At 45.6% G+C, this 16,018-nt stretch carries 17 protein-coding genes and 2 tRNA genes; 10 read left to right on the forward strand and 9 right to left on the reverse strand.

Going from position 1 to position 16,018, the window contains the following annotated elements; translation table 11 throughout:
• The first annotated feature begins 48 nt into the window (after positions 1-48).
• Entirely contained in the window at positions 49-798 is a 750-nt protein-coding gene (locus QXT17_RS05455) for a PAC2 family protein (RefSeq protein WP_342783380.1), read from the forward strand.
• Between the two features lie 11 nt (positions 799-809).
• Here QXT17_RS05455 and tgtA read toward each other — a convergent pair whose 3' ends face one another.
• The gene (tgtA, locus tag QXT17_RS05460; RefSeq protein ID WP_342783381.1) at positions 810-2,456 is read right to left on the reverse strand and encodes a tRNA guanosine(15) transglycosylase TgtA; all 1,647 of its coding nucleotides are present in this window, start codon (positions 2,454-2,456) and stop codon (positions 810-812) included.
• Positions 2,457-2,567: 111 nt separating this feature from the next.
• Between tgtA and QXT17_RS05465 the strand changes: the two genes are divergently transcribed.
• Positions 2,568-2,876 carry a 50S ribosomal protein L21e gene (locus QXT17_RS05465; RefSeq protein ID WP_020962242.1) on the forward strand — a complete coding sequence of 103 codons (309 nt, stop codon included), beginning with the start codon at positions 2,568-2,570 and terminating at the stop codon, positions 2,874-2,876.
• An 11-nt stretch (positions 2,877-2,887) separates the two neighbouring features.
• Here the strand turns inward: QXT17_RS05465 and QXT17_RS05470 are convergent, their stop codons facing one another.
• From QXT17_RS05470 to QXT17_RS05500, 7 genes are all read right to left on the reverse strand, one after another.
• Positions 2,888-4,189 carry a tRNA pseudouridine(54/55) synthase Pus10 gene (locus QXT17_RS05470; protein WP_342783382.1) on the reverse strand — a complete coding sequence of 434 codons (1,302 nt, stop codon included), beginning with the start codon at positions 4,187-4,189 and terminating at the stop codon, positions 2,888-2,890.
• Between the two features lie 9 nt (positions 4,190-4,198).
• A complete protein-coding gene (locus QXT17_RS05475; protein ID WP_342783383.1) occupies positions 4,199-4,825 on the reverse strand; it encodes a DUF655 domain-containing protein in 627 nt (208 codons plus the stop codon).
• A 23-nt stretch (positions 4,826-4,848) separates the two neighbouring features.
• A complete protein-coding gene (locus QXT17_RS05480; RefSeq protein ID WP_020962239.1) occupies positions 4,849-5,172 on the reverse strand; it encodes an RNA polymerase Rpb4 family protein in 324 nt (107 codons plus the stop codon).
• Between the two features lie 91 nt (positions 5,173-5,263).
• Entirely contained in the window at positions 5,264-5,545 is a 282-nt protein-coding gene (locus tag QXT17_RS05485) for a hypothetical protein (RefSeq protein ID WP_342783384.1), read from the reverse strand.
• Positions 5,546-5,551: 6 nt separating this feature from the next.
• Positions 5,552-5,899, reverse strand: coding sequence for a hypothetical protein (locus QXT17_RS05490; protein ID WP_228647261.1), 348 nt, complete (start codon positions 5,897-5,899; stop codon positions 5,552-5,554).
• Positions 5,900-5,960: 61 nt separating this feature from the next.
• Positions 5,961-6,236, reverse strand: a complete 276-nt coding sequence (locus QXT17_RS05495) for a 30S ribosomal protein S17e (protein ID WP_020962236.1) — start codon at positions 6,234-6,236, stop codon at positions 5,961-5,963.
• Between the two features lie 58 nt (positions 6,237-6,294).
• Positions 6,295-6,555, reverse strand: a complete 261-nt coding sequence (locus QXT17_RS05500; RefSeq protein ID WP_020962235.1) for a histone family protein — start codon at positions 6,553-6,555, stop codon at positions 6,295-6,297.
• Between the two features lie 183 nt (positions 6,556-6,738).
• Here QXT17_RS05500 and QXT17_RS05505 point away from each other — a divergent pair.
• From QXT17_RS05505 to QXT17_RS05530, 6 genes are all read left to right on the forward strand, one after another.
• A tRNA-Leu gene (locus QXT17_RS05505) sits at positions 6,739-6,846 on the forward strand.
• Between the two features lie 120 nt (positions 6,847-6,966).
• Positions 6,967-7,063 (forward strand) — tRNA-Asn (locus QXT17_RS05510).
• A gap of 152 nt (positions 7,064-7,215) precedes the next feature.
• The gene (locus QXT17_RS05515; RefSeq protein WP_342783789.1) at positions 7,216-9,138 is read left to right on the forward strand and encodes a carboxypeptidase-like regulatory domain-containing protein; all 1,923 of its coding nucleotides are present in this window, start codon (positions 7,216-7,218) and stop codon (positions 9,136-9,138) included.
• A 22-nt stretch (positions 9,139-9,160) separates the two neighbouring features.
• Positions 9,161-10,426: a M48 family metalloprotease gene (locus QXT17_RS05520; protein WP_342783502.1), complete on the forward strand. Its 1,266-nt coding sequence runs from the start codon at positions 9,161-9,163 to the stop codon at positions 10,424-10,426.
• A 106-nt stretch (positions 10,427-10,532) separates the two neighbouring features.
• Positions 10,533-10,880 (forward strand): hypothetical protein, encoded by a 348-nt coding sequence (locus tag QXT17_RS05525; protein ID WP_148681998.1) that lies wholly within the window; start codon positions 10,533-10,535, stop codon positions 10,878-10,880.
• 61 nt (positions 10,881-10,941) lie between these two features.
• Positions 10,942-11,601, forward strand: a complete 660-nt coding sequence (locus QXT17_RS05530; RefSeq protein ID WP_342783476.1) for a zinc ribbon domain-containing protein — start codon at positions 10,942-10,944, stop codon at positions 11,599-11,601.
• A gap of 10 nt (positions 11,602-11,611) precedes the next feature.
• Here the strand turns inward: QXT17_RS05530 and QXT17_RS05535 are convergent, their stop codons facing one another.
• Positions 11,612-12,715: a transglutaminase domain-containing protein gene (locus QXT17_RS05535; protein ID WP_342783788.1), complete on the reverse strand. Its 1,104-nt coding sequence runs from the start codon at positions 12,713-12,715 to the stop codon at positions 11,612-11,614.
• Positions 12,716-12,797: 82 nt separating this feature from the next.
• Here QXT17_RS05535 and QXT17_RS05540 point away from each other — a divergent pair, with 82 nt between their 5' ends.
• Complete coding sequence (locus tag QXT17_RS05540) at positions 12,798-14,603, forward strand: V-type ATP synthase subunit A (RefSeq protein ID WP_342783787.1); 1,806 nt, start codon at positions 12,798-12,800, stop codon at positions 14,601-14,603.
• Positions 14,603-16,018 (forward strand): V-type ATP synthase subunit B, encoded by a 1,416-nt coding sequence (locus tag QXT17_RS05545; RefSeq protein ID WP_342783786.1) that lies wholly within the window; start codon positions 14,603-14,605, stop codon positions 16,016-16,018. The genes QXT17_RS05540 and QXT17_RS05545 overlap by 1 nt, the downstream gene beginning before the upstream one ends.

Genomic DNA, 16,018 nt, shown 5'->3' on the forward strand with positions numbered 1-16,018 from the left:
TGTGCATCAAAAAATTTAAGCAACTGTGTATGAAGAGTAGAGACTCATATGGGGACGCGTGAAATAGTCTATGCTAAGAACACTAAAATATTGCTGAGTGAAGGAGTTTCTCCCAAAATATTTGTTACGGGCTTTCATGGTGTAGGGCATGTCGGCTGGATAGCTACCCGACACATAGTCACGAAGCTTGAAGCCAAAAGGGTAGGTATGGTCTTGACTCCGAACATGACCCCTTTTGTCAGCATAAAAAACGGTGTGGTAACACCATATGAACTATATGCGAAGGACGACTTGCTGGCATTTTTACCAAATGTGCCAGTGAGTCCAAAAGACTCGATAATCGTTCCACAAATGCTCGCACAAATGATATTCGACATGCATGTGGACATGGTCATACTTTTTGGGGGCCTTGACGCGTCATTTGCAGAGCCAGACTCAAGGCCGAGAATCGCACCGACAAGCAGTTTCTTGTCAAATTATGCCGAAATCATCAATAAACATGGGCTTCCAATAATAGATGAAAGGCTAGGGATAGTAGGACCCCTAGCCACCCTACTTACTTACTTTGAAGCAGGAAATATTCCAGCCGTAGCTATTCTTCCATATGCGTCACTCGATAGACCTGATCCTAGAGCTGCTGCCCAAGCAGTAGAAATTTTCTCAAACATCACTGGCATAGGGATAGATGTTAAAGAGTTGCTGGAGGAGGGTGAACAGCTAGAGAAACAGCTAGAGGAGCTCGAAAAGAAAATAAAAGACACAATGAAAAACCGTGAATCGCTAGTGTACCATGTATAAACGCTGAGGCCTTACCTTTTTTCTGAAGAAAGGATATTTTCCAGAGACCGTATTGACTGCCTTATCTTTGCATCGAGTTCTCCGGGATTTTTTAAGGCATCATTATAGCTTTCAATCTTTATAGGTATAAAGAGTACCCCCTCAAGCACAAGTTTTTGCTGAAGCTGTTCCACAAAGCTTCTCGGAAGAGAGTGGTAGACAAAAATGAGTCCCTTGTATTCTTTGCTCAGAACAAACCATACAAGATCCGCCGAGATCTCGTCCTTTGCCTCCTCAAATACTGTACTTGCAGCTTCGTATTGTGAAAGAGGATACACGCCGTCCAGTTCAAGAGGAATTATTGAAAAAGATGCAGACAGCACAACAAAGTCTACGTCGACTGGTAGATCCTTGTCAATAGAGAGAAGCTCTTTTATAAGTCCCATACGGGTAAATGGCTTCTGTGGTGTTTCTTCGAACACAAGCAGTATGTCACGGGACTTGTGGTGTCTTCTAGCAAGTCTATTAATGTGTCTTACAACCTCCGGTCTGTACCTGCTCAGCCAACTATAAAAGAAAACACCTTGTACTGGCGACCTTGTAACTGGATGTGTCTTTGCAATGTATTCAGCATACCTTGCATAGGTTTTTAACGCCTCCCGCATGGATGGATGTGTCATGGCTTTTTCTTCTAATATTTCCCACAACCTGCCCTCATGGATTGCTTGACGTATGTTCCTTATTTCCCTCATTATGACGTATAGGTTATGCTTGGTAAGTAGGACAGTTCTTTCCTGCTTGGGCATCTCTCTCAATTCACTAGCCGTGTATTTTGAACATACTGGACAGTTGCAGGGGAGCTCCCTTATCTCCTCTAGACGAAGAGTTCCTCTAGGCGTCAAAATCCTATCTTCTCGTGCATAGAGAACATACGATGCAGAGTCAAAAGTATCTACACCCATCGCTACAGCCAAGGGAAGCATCATTGGATGACCAGCACCAAACAGGTGGAGGGGTGCCTCCCAGGGCAGGTTTAGCCGTGCAGTCATGACCAGCTTGACGAGTTCTGGGAAGTCATATTCCTCCATAAACTGTGTAGGGCCTCCAACTGCATACACATCGAAAGGCATCTGAGCCATCTTGCTAGCAGAATAAGCAACTATGTCCACATACTGGCCTCCCTGCACAGGACCTACAAGGAGCATACCCTTCCTATCCAGCTTCAGAGAATCGCTTGCCCTTCGAATTGTTTCGTTTACCTCGCTCAAGACTTGCTCCTTGGCTACACCTTTCCTTGTGGGGATGTCTAGGATAACTCCAATATCGGACCCGATTTCAATTTCATAATTCACGATTTCGATAGGATCCACTTCCACATGGCCATATACCATTAACTGATACGCGCCAGAGTCTGTCATGATGGGGGTTTCTACGCCGAGAACGCCGTGGACACCTATTTCCTTAGCCAGCTCACCATAGTGACGCTTAACAATGTAACTATTGGTCATCAACAGCTTAAAGCCCATATCGGCGATTTCCCGCGGCTCAACCACGGGTTTAGACGGGTTTATAACGGGGGTCAATGTAGGTGTCTCTACGACTCCTCTTCTCGTGTAAAGCTTCCCATTTCTACCGAGGAGATCTATCTCTTCTATCTCGAATACTTCACTCCAAACCATATCTAGCATTAGACAAGGCACCAGCTTAAAATGTATTCCCCCTAGGGCGTTGTCTACTTGCGGCGCCGCAATGTTTAAAAATAAACAGCAAAATATCGAAGAGGGAAACTTATGAGGCACTCGCATGGATACCGGAACAGGGGAAGAAAACTACTTAGACAGCATCCACGCGAAAGAGGATACAGGGGCCTCAGCAGACTAATGTATGAGTACAATATAAATGACAAAGTAATTATTGACATAGATCCCACATACATTGAAACTGCGCCCCATAGACGCTACCAAGGAAAAATCGGGACAATAGTTGAAAAACGTGGAAGAGCATATGTCATAGAGATTTTAGTGGGGAGCAAAATAAAGAAAATAATAACTACTCCCGAGCATATGAAACCCTTCGCAGTACAACAAGCACAGAACTAGGCGTTAGCTGTTTAACTTGAAAAAGCTTCTTCAATTTCAACTACATCCAGCTCTATACTTTTTACACCTACACCCAGATACTCAGCTATGCTCGGCGTTGTCCTGCCGTTGTCTCCGTGTATAAATTCTTTAATATAGAATCCTCCCTGAGCCTCAATAACGAGCTCAGCCTCATTGTCAGAAATCTTCCTAGCATCAACTGAATACACTATTTTCCTTCTAAGCTTGTCTGCACGCCTATGGAGTACTCTTGTTGGCGTCCATTGATTAATCGTGGCATGATGGAAAATCTTGGGTAGTTCCTGTAGCTTGGCATCGTCCAAAGGTCCCTCGAAGACGACGCGGGCTACATATTTCTTTTTAGCTATTGATGATAGACTTTTGAGCCTCTTCAAAGTTTTCCTGTCGGCAAATTTCAGATCAAATACCTCTATAAGGCCATTAGCATCCTTGTTTATCTTCTCCTGCAAAATCTTCAAGTCCGCATTTCTTATCCTCGGTCTTTTAAGCTCTAAAACAAACGGTCTCCCACTGCCGAGGGTGCGAACATCTATGTCTTCTCTCCCAGCAGCGTGGAGCTTAGCATTTTCAGCTTTAAACATTTCAATGGCCGGCTTCGCGATAAGTTCCTCAATACTTGTTGGGAACTTTATACGCTCATCTGGCTGTGGCCACGGACTCTGCGGAAGTCCACGTACGAGCTTCCTATATCTCCCATATATGAACAGGGGTGCAGGAAGAAACTCGATACCATCATTTTCCAGGTCTATAATGATGGTAAGCTCTGGATTGTTTCGGCTATACTCTTTTCCAGAAAGCTTTGAAAAGGCTTTGCCTATCTCTCTGCTTGCCTCGTTCTTGAGGTTCTCGGCAGACGATAATCCATACCTCACCCAGAAGTCTTCTTCTCTACGAAGAATACTCGGAGGAATACGTATCCCTATCTCAAAAGTCGTAAACTCGTAGTTCTTTGCTTCTTCTAGAACCCTTTTCGCTATCTCTTCATATTTCTCTGTGAGGCCACCGCACACATTGCACGTGGACTTTCCGACTTCTTCCCCAAAAAGCTTTTTGACGAGTTCTCGTGCGGGGGTAAAGCCGCTCCTGGCGAGGCCCTTGAGAAGTTCTTCATCAACATTTCTTGGTACAGCCTGATACGCCTCCATGAATAGAAGTGTCTTTATGGCTTTTCCCCGCTCGGCGTTAGTTAACTCGGAGCCTCTAAGACCGAAAAATCTTCCAAGACACCAGTCGCAAACCGAGGGGTTTTCACGAAGAATCTTCTCTGCTTTTTGAAGAACTTCTGACACCATATCTAACCCTTAGCCCCAGCCTCTACGTTCTTCAAAGCTCCTCTTGGGAGAAGGACCATAGGGAGGATTAACAAATAAGTATATTGTCTGTGGGCTTCTAAGTTCGTCAAGTATCCTTTCAACGATAAGCTTTACAGGGTCAATGTCGACTCTTTTCTTTATGTCGTCGTAAGACTCGAAAGGCTTTTTTCTTCTTTCATCTAGAATCGTCCACAATGTCTTCTTGCCTATGCCCTTAAGAAGTTCCAATGTATGTGCCTTTTTCGACAATGGCTGGGCGTTATTGAAAAAGTTTACAAAACGTTTTTCCTGAGACTTGACAATCAATGCGATGGCATCTGGAAGAGTAGACTTCGCAGTAGCAGTTAAGTCCTCGTATGTCAGATATCTGCCAAATGCTAGAATCTTGCCGTCCAGGCTAGAACTAAGAGACACCAAGTCCAGTGGCTTTAGGGATGGCGCCTGATGTATAAGTGATCTAAGCTCTATTAGAAGAAACCTTGAAACTCCAATTGTCTGTATCAGGGGTGACCGTATGCCACGGATAGGATCACCGTATGGAAGGACGTCTAGAACAATGACTTCCTCTTCTAAAGGTTTAAAAGGTCTCTTCGGATAGTCTCCTCTTGAATGCAAGAAAAATCGCCTCCCAAAATTTTTTACTCTGTCGAAGACAATATTTCAATTATCTTTTTTAATTCCTCCTCGGTGAAGACCTTGTTTAAAGTGGCAAGAAAAACTCTGACCTCTGAAACGTCGGACGGTTTTACATTTACTAGTTGGACAGCGATTGTCTCTGGTATGTCCAGTTCCTTGACTAGACGCTCCACTGCCTCTCGGGCCTTCGCAGGGTCACCTATTTTGGAAAATTTTCGGAGATACTCAAGTGTGTATCGCTCGATATTCGTTAAGTCCCTTTTTGATTCTTCCTGTTCTAGGATCCTCAATGCCTCCGGGTATGTTAGGTCTTTTTCTGAAAGCATCTTTGGCAAGATTTATCCCCTTTATAATGTTTCTTAATATTTCTCTTCTTTAATCTTTTATATATACTTATTCTTTTTCTTTCTTCTCAACCTAAATTAGTTTTAGAAACTCCTCGAGGTTGCTGTAATTTTCTTCCTTCCCGTCTCTCTTAACAAGTATTCTCTTTACATGGAAGGTTACAAAGACATCAATAGGCTTTTTCGTCCCAAAGGCTTTGCTCCACGGAACAATGTTTCCCGAGGCATCCTCCGCCCTGATAAATTTGTCTATCCGGACACGGTAAGGGGTTTCATTAAAGAAGAACTCAACAAGCGAATTGGTTCTGCGAGTCCAGTCCAAAACTTTATCCAAGAAATTGGCGCCAACCATCATCTAGTCTTAAACGGATCGGAGCTTAAAATATATTTTGTCTCCCACCTTTAAATCACGGTAAAACTCTTCCGATTTTATAGCCAAGCGGAGACCACCAAGAGAACTAAAGACTAGTTTCTCTTTCTCATTCTTCAAATAGACTTCTCCCGACATCACGATTTGCCATTTGTCGAGATCCCCAACTTCGTGTGAAACCTCAAACTCTACGTCACGGTCCTTTACCGCGTAAAAGTTTGCCTCCTGCAGCACACGTACAGGTACCTCTACCTCCACCTCGGCGTTCCCAGAAGAAATTGTGAGACGTTTTACAAGTGCATAGCCTAAATCATTTACGTCTACAATTTTTCCTATCATAGAGATAATATTCACCCTCACCTATTTTTAATTTTCTAATAGAATAATTGGAGAACAGTCTCTACGACGTGAAGCCCTCTATCCTCTTTATGTACTCCTCCTCGTCCGTCATGGTAATTTCCTGACGCATAGCCAGCTTTTGCTCAATAAGTTTCTGCCGCTTAACTAGCCGAGTAACATAGCCAGCGATCTGGTTTCGCAACATTTCAGAAGATATATCTAAGAGCTCTGCTACCTTCCTCTTGTTAAATTCGAAGTCCGTTGTAAACGCGTCTGGGTGCATCTCTACCAGCATTTTGGCTGTCCTCTTGACCAGCTTCGGTTTTACATTGCCCATTTAGTCCCCCTACGTGCAACAAAACTTCCAAAAAATAAATTTACCGCTTTTCCATGTCTCATAGAGACTGGAGCATATACGTCCTCTGCAGACGGGAAATAGCAAATTTTACATCCTCATCTGTGACGGTCTTCCTGTTGGCATGCCGAGAAGCCTCTACAGCCTCCAAAGCTATCTCTTTAGCAACCTTCTCTAGATACTCACGGAGCAATGCCACAGCATCATCACTAACACGGTCGGCGCCCTGGCTTCGAAAAATCCTACGCAGAGGAGCTAGAGGCAACTCATGGTCCCTCGATTTTTGACCCCTATCAGACATACATTATAGCCACAGACACAAATTTTAAACAAATATTTTAACTTTTCATCAACAAAGAAAAAGTAAGGCCTCTATAAGAAAAAAGAGATTAAACATTAAAGAAAAACACGAGAAAACCCACTTGATATCATATACCTATTTACCACGAAAATCTTATAGCCCTCAGAATACACAGATATCTTGGCGGGGGTGCCCGAGCTAGGACAAAGGGGGCGGCCTGGAAAACACAGGCCCACACTTAAGATCCGCTGGCGTAGGCCTGCCCGGGTTCGAATCCCGGCCCCCGCACCACTTTTTTCAAAAACAGGCTGGCAAGCACAGTAGGACTTGCAGGCGCTCTGCCCCTTCCACAAAAAATATAAAACCCAGAACAAAACATAATGGAGCGAGCATTGGAGACTTAAACCTCGGGCCGGGGTAGCTCAGCCAGGCGGAGCACTCGACCACCCTGTGTGGGGTGAAGCTGTTAACCGAGGGGTCCCGGGTTCAAATCCCGGCCCCGGCGCCACTTTCTCTATTATATGTCTCATTTACTGTTTACACCTGAAGTCATTGCCCTGGAAATATTGGTTGTAATACGCTTTTCTTACAGTGGTTTGTTGTTGATTAAGGATTGAACAAGTAATTTTGTTTCCGTGAAATGTGATTAGTTGAACTGGCATGAAGAGAATAATTGGATTGTTAGTAGTGCTACTTGTAGCTCTACCATTGGTTAGCATGGTGGTTCCCCAGCCTGTAAACGCCGAGTTTTACGCTAAGGTCGATGTCCAGCTCGCCGTATCGGATAGTCTGGTTCTAGACTTTGGAAGCAAGAACGTTATTAGTGTAGCAGGGGCGGCTGAGCCGCCAGGCTTCAAGCTAGAGAAAGTGGTCGTGGTTTTCGACGACGCGGCTCCACCACAGATTGTCCCAGTAAAATATGACTCGGTTAGCCAGTCCATGGGAAAGGTAAAATCGATAGCATCAAATAGTGGGGAAGTCGTTTTAGCATCGAACGGCTTCAATGGCACAGTAAGTGTCAGGGTGTTGACGTACTTTGTTAAGACTTACTATGAGAAGCTCGGCGATGGAAACTTAACAGTTGACACTTCGGAATTTTCCGGCTTAGGAATCCAGGACGTCATACTCAAAGTTACACTCGACAACTATGCACCCTACAGTATAGCTGGAGTCATTGGTCCAAATGGCGACAACCTAATGGATCTCGGCATACAGGAGAGGCTAGGTGCAGGGATAGTAAAAGTTGATCCAAAACATGTCGAGATAAATGTTGGACGAGTCGGGTTCGGAAAATACACTATAACGGTTGCCAAGGGAGAAGAAAAAGTCATGCCAAACGCGCTCCTCGTGGTAGAGGACACATTTACCGAAATAACTGTGCCTGCAAAGTCCTCCAAGGTATTCAGCCTCAAGAACAGAAACGGTTGGAGCCCACTTGGATTCATAGTAGTCCTTTACTCAGTGTCTCCTGGACCCCTATCAATCGATCCAACAACCGGTATCGAGGCAGCAATGGCTAGCTATGTCTTTTCAAGGCAGGAAGAATTCGATATAAGGGGAGCGTCTCTCCTCATACCGCCGCTCCTCATGAACTACTGGATAAAGGGCTACATCGTGTTTGGACAAACAGTAAAGATAAACAACAACCAGAATAGAGACCTGCAGGCCCTGATAGTTCCAATATACTACAAGGAGGCTGGAACCTGGACACCTAACGGGCTAGTAGTAAAGGTTTCAAAGGCCGACATAGGAAATGCGTACTCAGCCTACATAGTGGTCCAGGTACCTGCAATCGCCAGAATCTCCTCAATAGTACTGCCAAGCGGACAAGTAATACAAAACGTAGAAAACTACACTACTGGATGGCTTGGAACATGGCGCACAGCCGTCCTCGAGAAAAACGAGGCTACAATAATGGTAAAGAACGGCGATGCCATGGAGGATGGAACCTACGTCTTCAACATTAACTGGGCACCACTTACACTCAAATTTGTCGACTCGAAAGGATACCCCATCTCAGGCGTAAAGGTTCACGTGGAAGGCCCAGTCTCACTTGACACATTGAGCGGAGCCGATGGCACAGCAAAGATAAACATCTATGCTCCGGGCGTCTACAAGATCACTGGGACATTCAAGGGAGTCGACATAGCCTCGATAACTCTTGGCACCCTCATGGACCAAGACATAGTACTCAAGTGCCCAGTCTACAACCTACGTGTCAAGGTAGTTACTGCTTTGGGCAACACCCTCACCGGAGCAACCGTAACCATTACAAATGACGGTGGATATTCCCAGTCAATGGAGACAGATGCAAACGGAATAGCGGTCTTCCAGCAGCTACCAACTACTAAGTACACCATCGAGGCAAGTTACAAGAGAATCTCAACCAAGACCACAATAACGCTTACAGGCGACCAAGAAGTCACAGTCAACACGGGCATACTACTAGACATCCCACTCCTCGGACCAATAACTGCGGTAGAGACACTTGCGGCAGGAGCCGCAACAATGGTTGCAGGCGTGCTCCTTTCAGGCGTAAAGAGAGGCAAAGACAAGGAAGAAGTAGAAATCGAGCTCGACTAACCAGGTATTTTTCCGTGGTTTCATGGACGAAAAAATAGACTTCTTTATTCCTCCAGCATGTCTCGATGAAACAGAGAAAGTTTTTTCTGAAATCAAAATTTTCCTAGCAAGTAATGGTTACCGGGTAAGAACTGAAAAAAGAAATCTTGTCGTAGCCGAGAACATATACAGTGGAGAGAAGATAGGTGTAATTTTTTCTGGCCATAAAGTGTCCTTTTTTCTAGACAAGAATCATAAAGGCTTAGACCTGAAAAAACTCTACCAAAAAATTTTTTCACTCTGCGGCTCAAAACGAGAAGTTGTATTCATTTTTCCCCTTTCGAAAGGAAAAGCGAAGCCTAAAACATTCTTTTCGAAAAACAGGGAAGTATATAATTGGGCGTTCCTTGCAGTCCCACTGCTAACTTTACTTATATTCATGGCAGAAATTTTCCAGGCATCTATTTGGTCTCTTTTCCTCTACACTGTTCTACTGGTCTTCGTCTTCATTAGCCTAGTGAGCCTTGTATTACCCATCGCATTAAAGGCAACGAGAACTGACGACAAGCAACTCCTAGTTATCAAGATACAGGTTGACGGTCAAGAATTGCCGAGAGAAAAATATCTCTCAACAAAAAAAGCTCTATATCAGGTGGTTAGCCAAAAAATCGATGAAGAAACAATATCGACAGTGTTAAGGAACAACAGTGTAAATCCTACGAAGCTATCAATATACGTCTTTGACTTTAAAGAAGTCTTCCAGACAAACAAAAAGAAGCCACGGGTCTACTTAGTTAACACGGTAAAGCGTGTATCCTACAGTATCTCATTCCCAAGGCCCTTGGTTCTTATCTCTACTGGACTATTGGCAGAGCTAACTCCGGAAGAACTAAAAGGCGTCCTGATGCATGAATATTCTCACATCGTAAACAGGGATACAGTAGTCTTACCTCTTCTATTCTTGACAGGAGTTCCGATAGCCTACTGGATACTTTCCTCAAGCCCTCATTCCTCATTCTTTATAATTTTTCTCGTAGCATACTATGTTTCTTTGTCTCTTCTTTTTAAAGCTATAGAGCTCAGGGCAGACGTATATGCTACAAGAAAAGTCGGTGGAGACGTATACTCAAAAACAATAGTCAAACTCGAGTATCCAAGATTGATAAGACACGAGACAGCCGTGACAAAGATTTTGAACCTGCTAAACATTGCTAGCTACCCTCTGCCCACCCAGAGACTCCATGCAGTAGAGCATTCACATTTCATCAAGGGACACATTTTCGAAATGATAAAGTTCCTTCTCAGCTAGCAACAGCTACTAGACATTACGTTGTAGGAAGAAAGTATTACCCCTATATTTACAAGATTTATGGATCGTGCCAGATAAATCTTGGGTCTTCCAATTATTGTATGCTATGAGTATGAGGAACTATATTGGGGAAGCAATGCAACTTATAGAAGACCTCGTTATAAACGAACAGATACCAGACGACAGCAAAAAGGTTCTCATGAGGGTTTTAAAGCTACTCTCCCAGGCCGAAGACTCACTTGTCGAAGTCAGAAGCCAAGTCAGAGACATCACGTATACTTTACAGGAGCTCGTAAAGTCTCTGGGTCTCGAGGTTAAAGTCTCTAACCCAAGAATCTCGAGCAATACCCAAGACGTGTTAGATCTCTTACGTAAGAGCGACATAGCGGACCTGGAAATAGATGAGGAAAAAGCCGTAGTCAAAAAACTCGTGATGCCACAACAAGAAGCATAATCATTGCAAGAAACGATAACAACAAATATTGAAAAACAACATAGATTTTTGGTGCTAGAATTTGCCTTTAAAAATACCCGCGAGAAACTCCAGGCAAAACCCTCGAGAACCAAATCCAGCTAAGATCAGACCAGAGCTGTCCCCAGAGAAACTACGCGAAGAAGCAAAAAAGTATCTCTATATTTCCCTAGGCGTGACTGGCTCTGTACTGATTTCTGGAATACTTATATACTTGTTTCTAGGACAGAACATACTTTTTCTCCTAGCTTCAATCGGCGCCGAGATCCCCGTTGCTCTCGTCTCTACCTATCTAGTAATAGACAGAACAGTCAGGGCATACACCTTAAAACTCAAGCAACTCTATGAAGCCCTCCCCAAGACGCCCGCCAAAGAAACAATTATCCAGCAGCCACAGGCGCCCCTCCAGGCCGCTCCACTAGTTCAGCCGTCTCCAGTAGTAGTGCGGCCTCCTCCCACTACACCGCAAAGAAAATACGAGGCACCACCAGTTGAACAACCACTCATTGAACAGCCTAGACGGGCACCTATGCAACCCGTGAGACAGGAACCGGTTCAGGTTGTGGTTCCAGTGGAGCCTAAACAAGAACAAATTCTCGAAGCTGGTCAAGACAGTATAAAACGTTGCCCCCACTGTGGACGCGAGCTGCCCTATGGCGACCTCCACATTATATGCCCATACTGTGGAAAATATCTCCGATGAGAAGCAAGCATTAATCCTCTTCGACTGTGTCCCATCTTTTACTTATTAGGACTAGTGCTATTGCCAGGAGTCCCAGCAGAATCTCGGTGTCCAGCATGGGAGTCGACGTGTCTGCCTGTATAATCTCTACTATCAGTGATACCTTGGCATCATTGTTTGGGGCATATAGTATCAGGTAGTCATTCGGGTCTCTATTCATAACCTTGTAGAGAATAACTACATTGTCGAAGGCTACCACAGAAGCCCCCTTTATTGGATCCCCAGTGTTCGCGGTCGCGTCTATAGGTACTCTTTTGCCATCGATATCTATCACTGTAAACATGTGTGGATAGGCACCCCTCGTTACAAACGAGTAATTTGTCGAGTTAGAGGTTACAAGAGCTTTTGCATTATACACGAGGGCGTAAAAGACATAGGATTTGACTCCTTTAATCTTGAAGAGTGCGGCTATAAAGCTGGCATATTCGCCGCACGCCCCACTAGCCTGCTCGAGAAAACGCGAGGGACAAACAACTCCGCCGAAACTGTTTTCGTATTTAACACCCCTGTTTTTCAGCCAGGAAACAATTTTCTCCGCGTATTCAATGGGTGACGCAGACTGCATGGACAGTGTTTTAGAAACATTTTCTAGGTAGGGTAGGTTAATCTTTGTCCCGTTGCAACGCCAAAAACCGTTCCTAGGGAGTTCATCCTCGGGACGTAGAGGCCAGGGCAAGTTGTCGGCAGTTTTAAAGAAGCCTCGGGCAGAGGCCGGATAAACGACGACTCTTTGTACGAGCGTTATGTTGAGGCGGCCTGCATAGCTTAGGCTCACAAATGGGTACTCGTTTCCCTCTTCGTCTATCCCGATGGAGAAATTTACTTCTCGAGAATCTACGTAGAGCTTTGCAGAGACTCTTTCTTGGAAGCCTGGCAGTGACGGGACAAGGTGAAGATTATGGGAGAAAACTTCAAGCGGCAGTTGTCCTGATCCACCATTTACTATGTAGCTTGTCCTTATAATGTACGTATTTGAGCCTATTGGGGTTGCGCCTGTAATAGAAATGGATAAGCCGAGAACGATGACACCTATATATATTGCAGTTCGTTCTCTCTGTTTGAGCACCATATCCACGACGGCCATGGACTTATACAAAAATAAATAATAATAACCTTTGTTTCTAAACTTGTCATAAACTAGAAAATAGGGATTGATAATGTCTAGCAATAGAAAGGGGTATATTGCCAGCATCTCGGGCCCCGTCGTAATAGCTAAGGGGATTCCCGACATAAAGATGGGAGAAGTCGTCTACGTAGGAAACGAGGAGCTCCTCGGAGAAGTAGTAAGAGTAATGCAGGACTCTTTCGCTGTACAGGTATACGAGGACACAAGCGGCGTCAAGCCAAAAGAGCCAGTAATAGCCACGGGAAAACTCCTCGTCGCAGAGCTTGGCCCAGGACTAATGGCACAAACATTCGACGGTATACAGAGGCCGCTCAAAAACATAGAGGAACTTGTAGGCCCATTTATAAAGAGGGGAGTCAAGGTAAATCCCTTACCCAGGAACAAGAAATGGCACTTTATCCCCAAGGTAGAGAAAGGGACAAAGGTTTCAAGCGGAGACATAATAGGTGTCGTCCCAGAGACACCACTCGTCGAACACCGCATAATGGTGCCAATAGGCGTCAGCGGAACAGTGGTGGGAGTTGTCCCAGAAGGAGACTACACAGTCGAAGACCCCGTCCTCGTAATTGAAAACAACGGTAAAAGACAAGAACTAACAATGAAGCAAGAGTGGCCAGTCAGGCAGGCACGCCCCTACAAGGAAAGGCTTACCAGCGAGGTTCCCCTTTTGATTGGGCAAAGAATCATAGACACGTTTTTCCCAATAGCTAAAGGCGGAGCAGGAGCTATCCCCGGAGGATTCGGAACCGGTAAAACAGTAACACTGCACAAGGTCTCGATGTACAGCGATTCACAGATAGTTGTCTATATTGGTTGCGGCGAGCGTGGCAACGAGATTGCGGAAATGTTGAAGGAGTTTCCAGAGCTAACGGACCCCAAATCAGGCCGTCCAATTATCGAGAGGAGCATTGTCATCGCGAATACATCCAACATGCCTGTATCCGCAAGGGAGGCCTCAATCTACATGGGCGTAACTATTGCTGAATATTATAGGGACCAGGGCTACGATGTAACGCTGATAGCCGACTCAACCAGCAGATGGGCAGAGGCACTCAGAGAAATAGCCGGCAGGCTTGGAGAACTGCCTGTAGAAAGGGGATACCCAGCCTACCTTCCAGACAAAATAGCAGAGTTCTATGAGCGAGGAGGCCGCGTATTGGCGCTGGGGCAACCAGAAAGAAGCGGGTCAGTTACAGTCCTAGGCGCTGTTTCGCCTCCTGGAGGAGACTACAACGAGCCAGTAACAATACACACCCTGAGATTCGTAGGAACAATGTGGGCACTAGACACGGACCTGGCATACAGGCGCCACTTCCCAGCAATAAATTGGCTTAAAAGCTTCAGCCAGTACGCAGACATCGTTGAAAAGTGGTGGGTGAAGAACGTCTCTCCAGAGTTTCCAAAGTACAGAAAGAAAGCCCTCAGGCTCTTAACCGTTGCAAGCGAGATAGAGGCAATAGCCTCCGTCGTGGGTGAAGGAGCACTGCCAGACGACCAGCGCCTAATACTGTTGACCTCCGAAATAATAAAGGAGGGATTCTTGAGGCAGACAGCCCTCAGCGGCGAAGACGTCTTCTGCAAACCAGAGAAACAGTACTGGCTCCTCAAGCTCATGATGGACTTCTTCGACAAGTCATATGAACTCATCAGGAGACGCGTATCAATCGAGGAAATATCCAAGTTGCCAGAAATATACGAGATGATGCGAGTAAAAGAAGACGAGAGAGGGCTCGCAGCCGTGAAGGAGCTGTACGACAGGGTCATGTCCAAGCTGGACGAGATAGCTAAAAGACACGGCGTAACGATAGGCGTTACAGCTGAAGAGGTGGTAGCCTGATGGCAGAAACAATGCTCCAGAAATTGATACAGCTGTATCCAGGAAGAATATACAGAGGAGTACGAGAGATCAGAGGCAACCTCCTAATCGTCGACGGCGTCGAGGACGCCGCATACAACGAGGTTGTCAGGATCTACGGTAAAGACGCCCGCGAGAGATTTGGCAGCGTACTCGAGACAAAAATCGGACAAGCGACCGTACAAGTTCTCGGCGACAGAGAAGGCCTCGACACAGACACAGTCCTCAAGTTCACGGGCTCAACATTCAAAATAAGGGTCTCAGAGGACGTAATCGGCAGAATATTCAACGGGCGCTTCGAGCCACGCGACGGGTTGCCTCCAATAGTCACGGGCGAGCTCAGAGAAATCACTGGCGAGCCAATAAACCCTGTATCAAGAGAATACCCCAAAGACTTTATCCAAACAGGCGTCTCAGCCATAGACGGGCTCTTCAGCTTGATCAGAGGACAAAAGCTTCCAATATTCAGCGTCTCAGGGCTACCCCACAACCTCTTAGCCGCACAGGTAGCCCGACAGGCAACAGTTAGAGGCGAAGGAGAACAGTTCGCAGTTGTATTCGCAGGTATAGGTCTAAGGAAAACAGAGGCAGAATTCTTCCTAGAGCAGTTCAGGGAAACAGGAGCAATAGAGAGACTAGTCGCAATATTAAACATGGCTGACGACCCAGCAGTAGAAAGGCTATGGACCCCTAGAATAGCCCTGACCGTCGCAGAATACCTAGCATTCGACCTAGACATGCATGTCCTAGTAATCATGACAGACATGACAAACTACTGTGAAGCCCTCCGCGAAGTAAGCTCCGCCAGAGGAGAAATCCCAGGACGTCTGGGTTACCCAGGATACCTATACAGCGACCTCGCCACGCTGTATGAAAGGGCAGGCGTGATAAAAGGCAAGAAAGGGACAGTCACTCTCTTCCCAATACTAACAATGCCAGGCGGCGACCTCAGGCACCCAATCCCCGACCTAACGGGATACATAACTGAGGGACAAATCTTCTTGGCACAAGAAATGTATGCACAAGGAATCTACCCGCCAATCAATGTTCTGCCAAGCCTGAGCAGGATAATGAAGTCAGGAATAGGACCCGGAAAGACACGTGAAGATCACCGCTACCTCGCCGACCAGCTCTACGACGCCTACTCAAGGGGCGTGAAGGCAAGAGACCTAGCCAGGATTATAGGCGAGGTTGGACTAAGCGAGAGAAACAGGCGCTTCCTAAAGTTTGCGGAAGAATTCGAGAACAAGTTTGTCAACCAGGGCTTCTACGAGAACAGGACAATCGAGGAAACACTCGACATTGGATGGCAAGTCCTCTCAATACTCCCAGAAGAAGAACTAGTAAGGATTCCGCAAAAAATCATCGAAAAATATCATCCAAAGTACAGGAGCTAG

The sequence above is a fragment of the Thermofilum sp. genome, assembly GCF_038871435.1.
Lineage (GTDB): Archaea > Thermoproteota > Thermoprotei > Thermofilales > Thermofilaceae > Thermofilum > Thermofilum adornatum.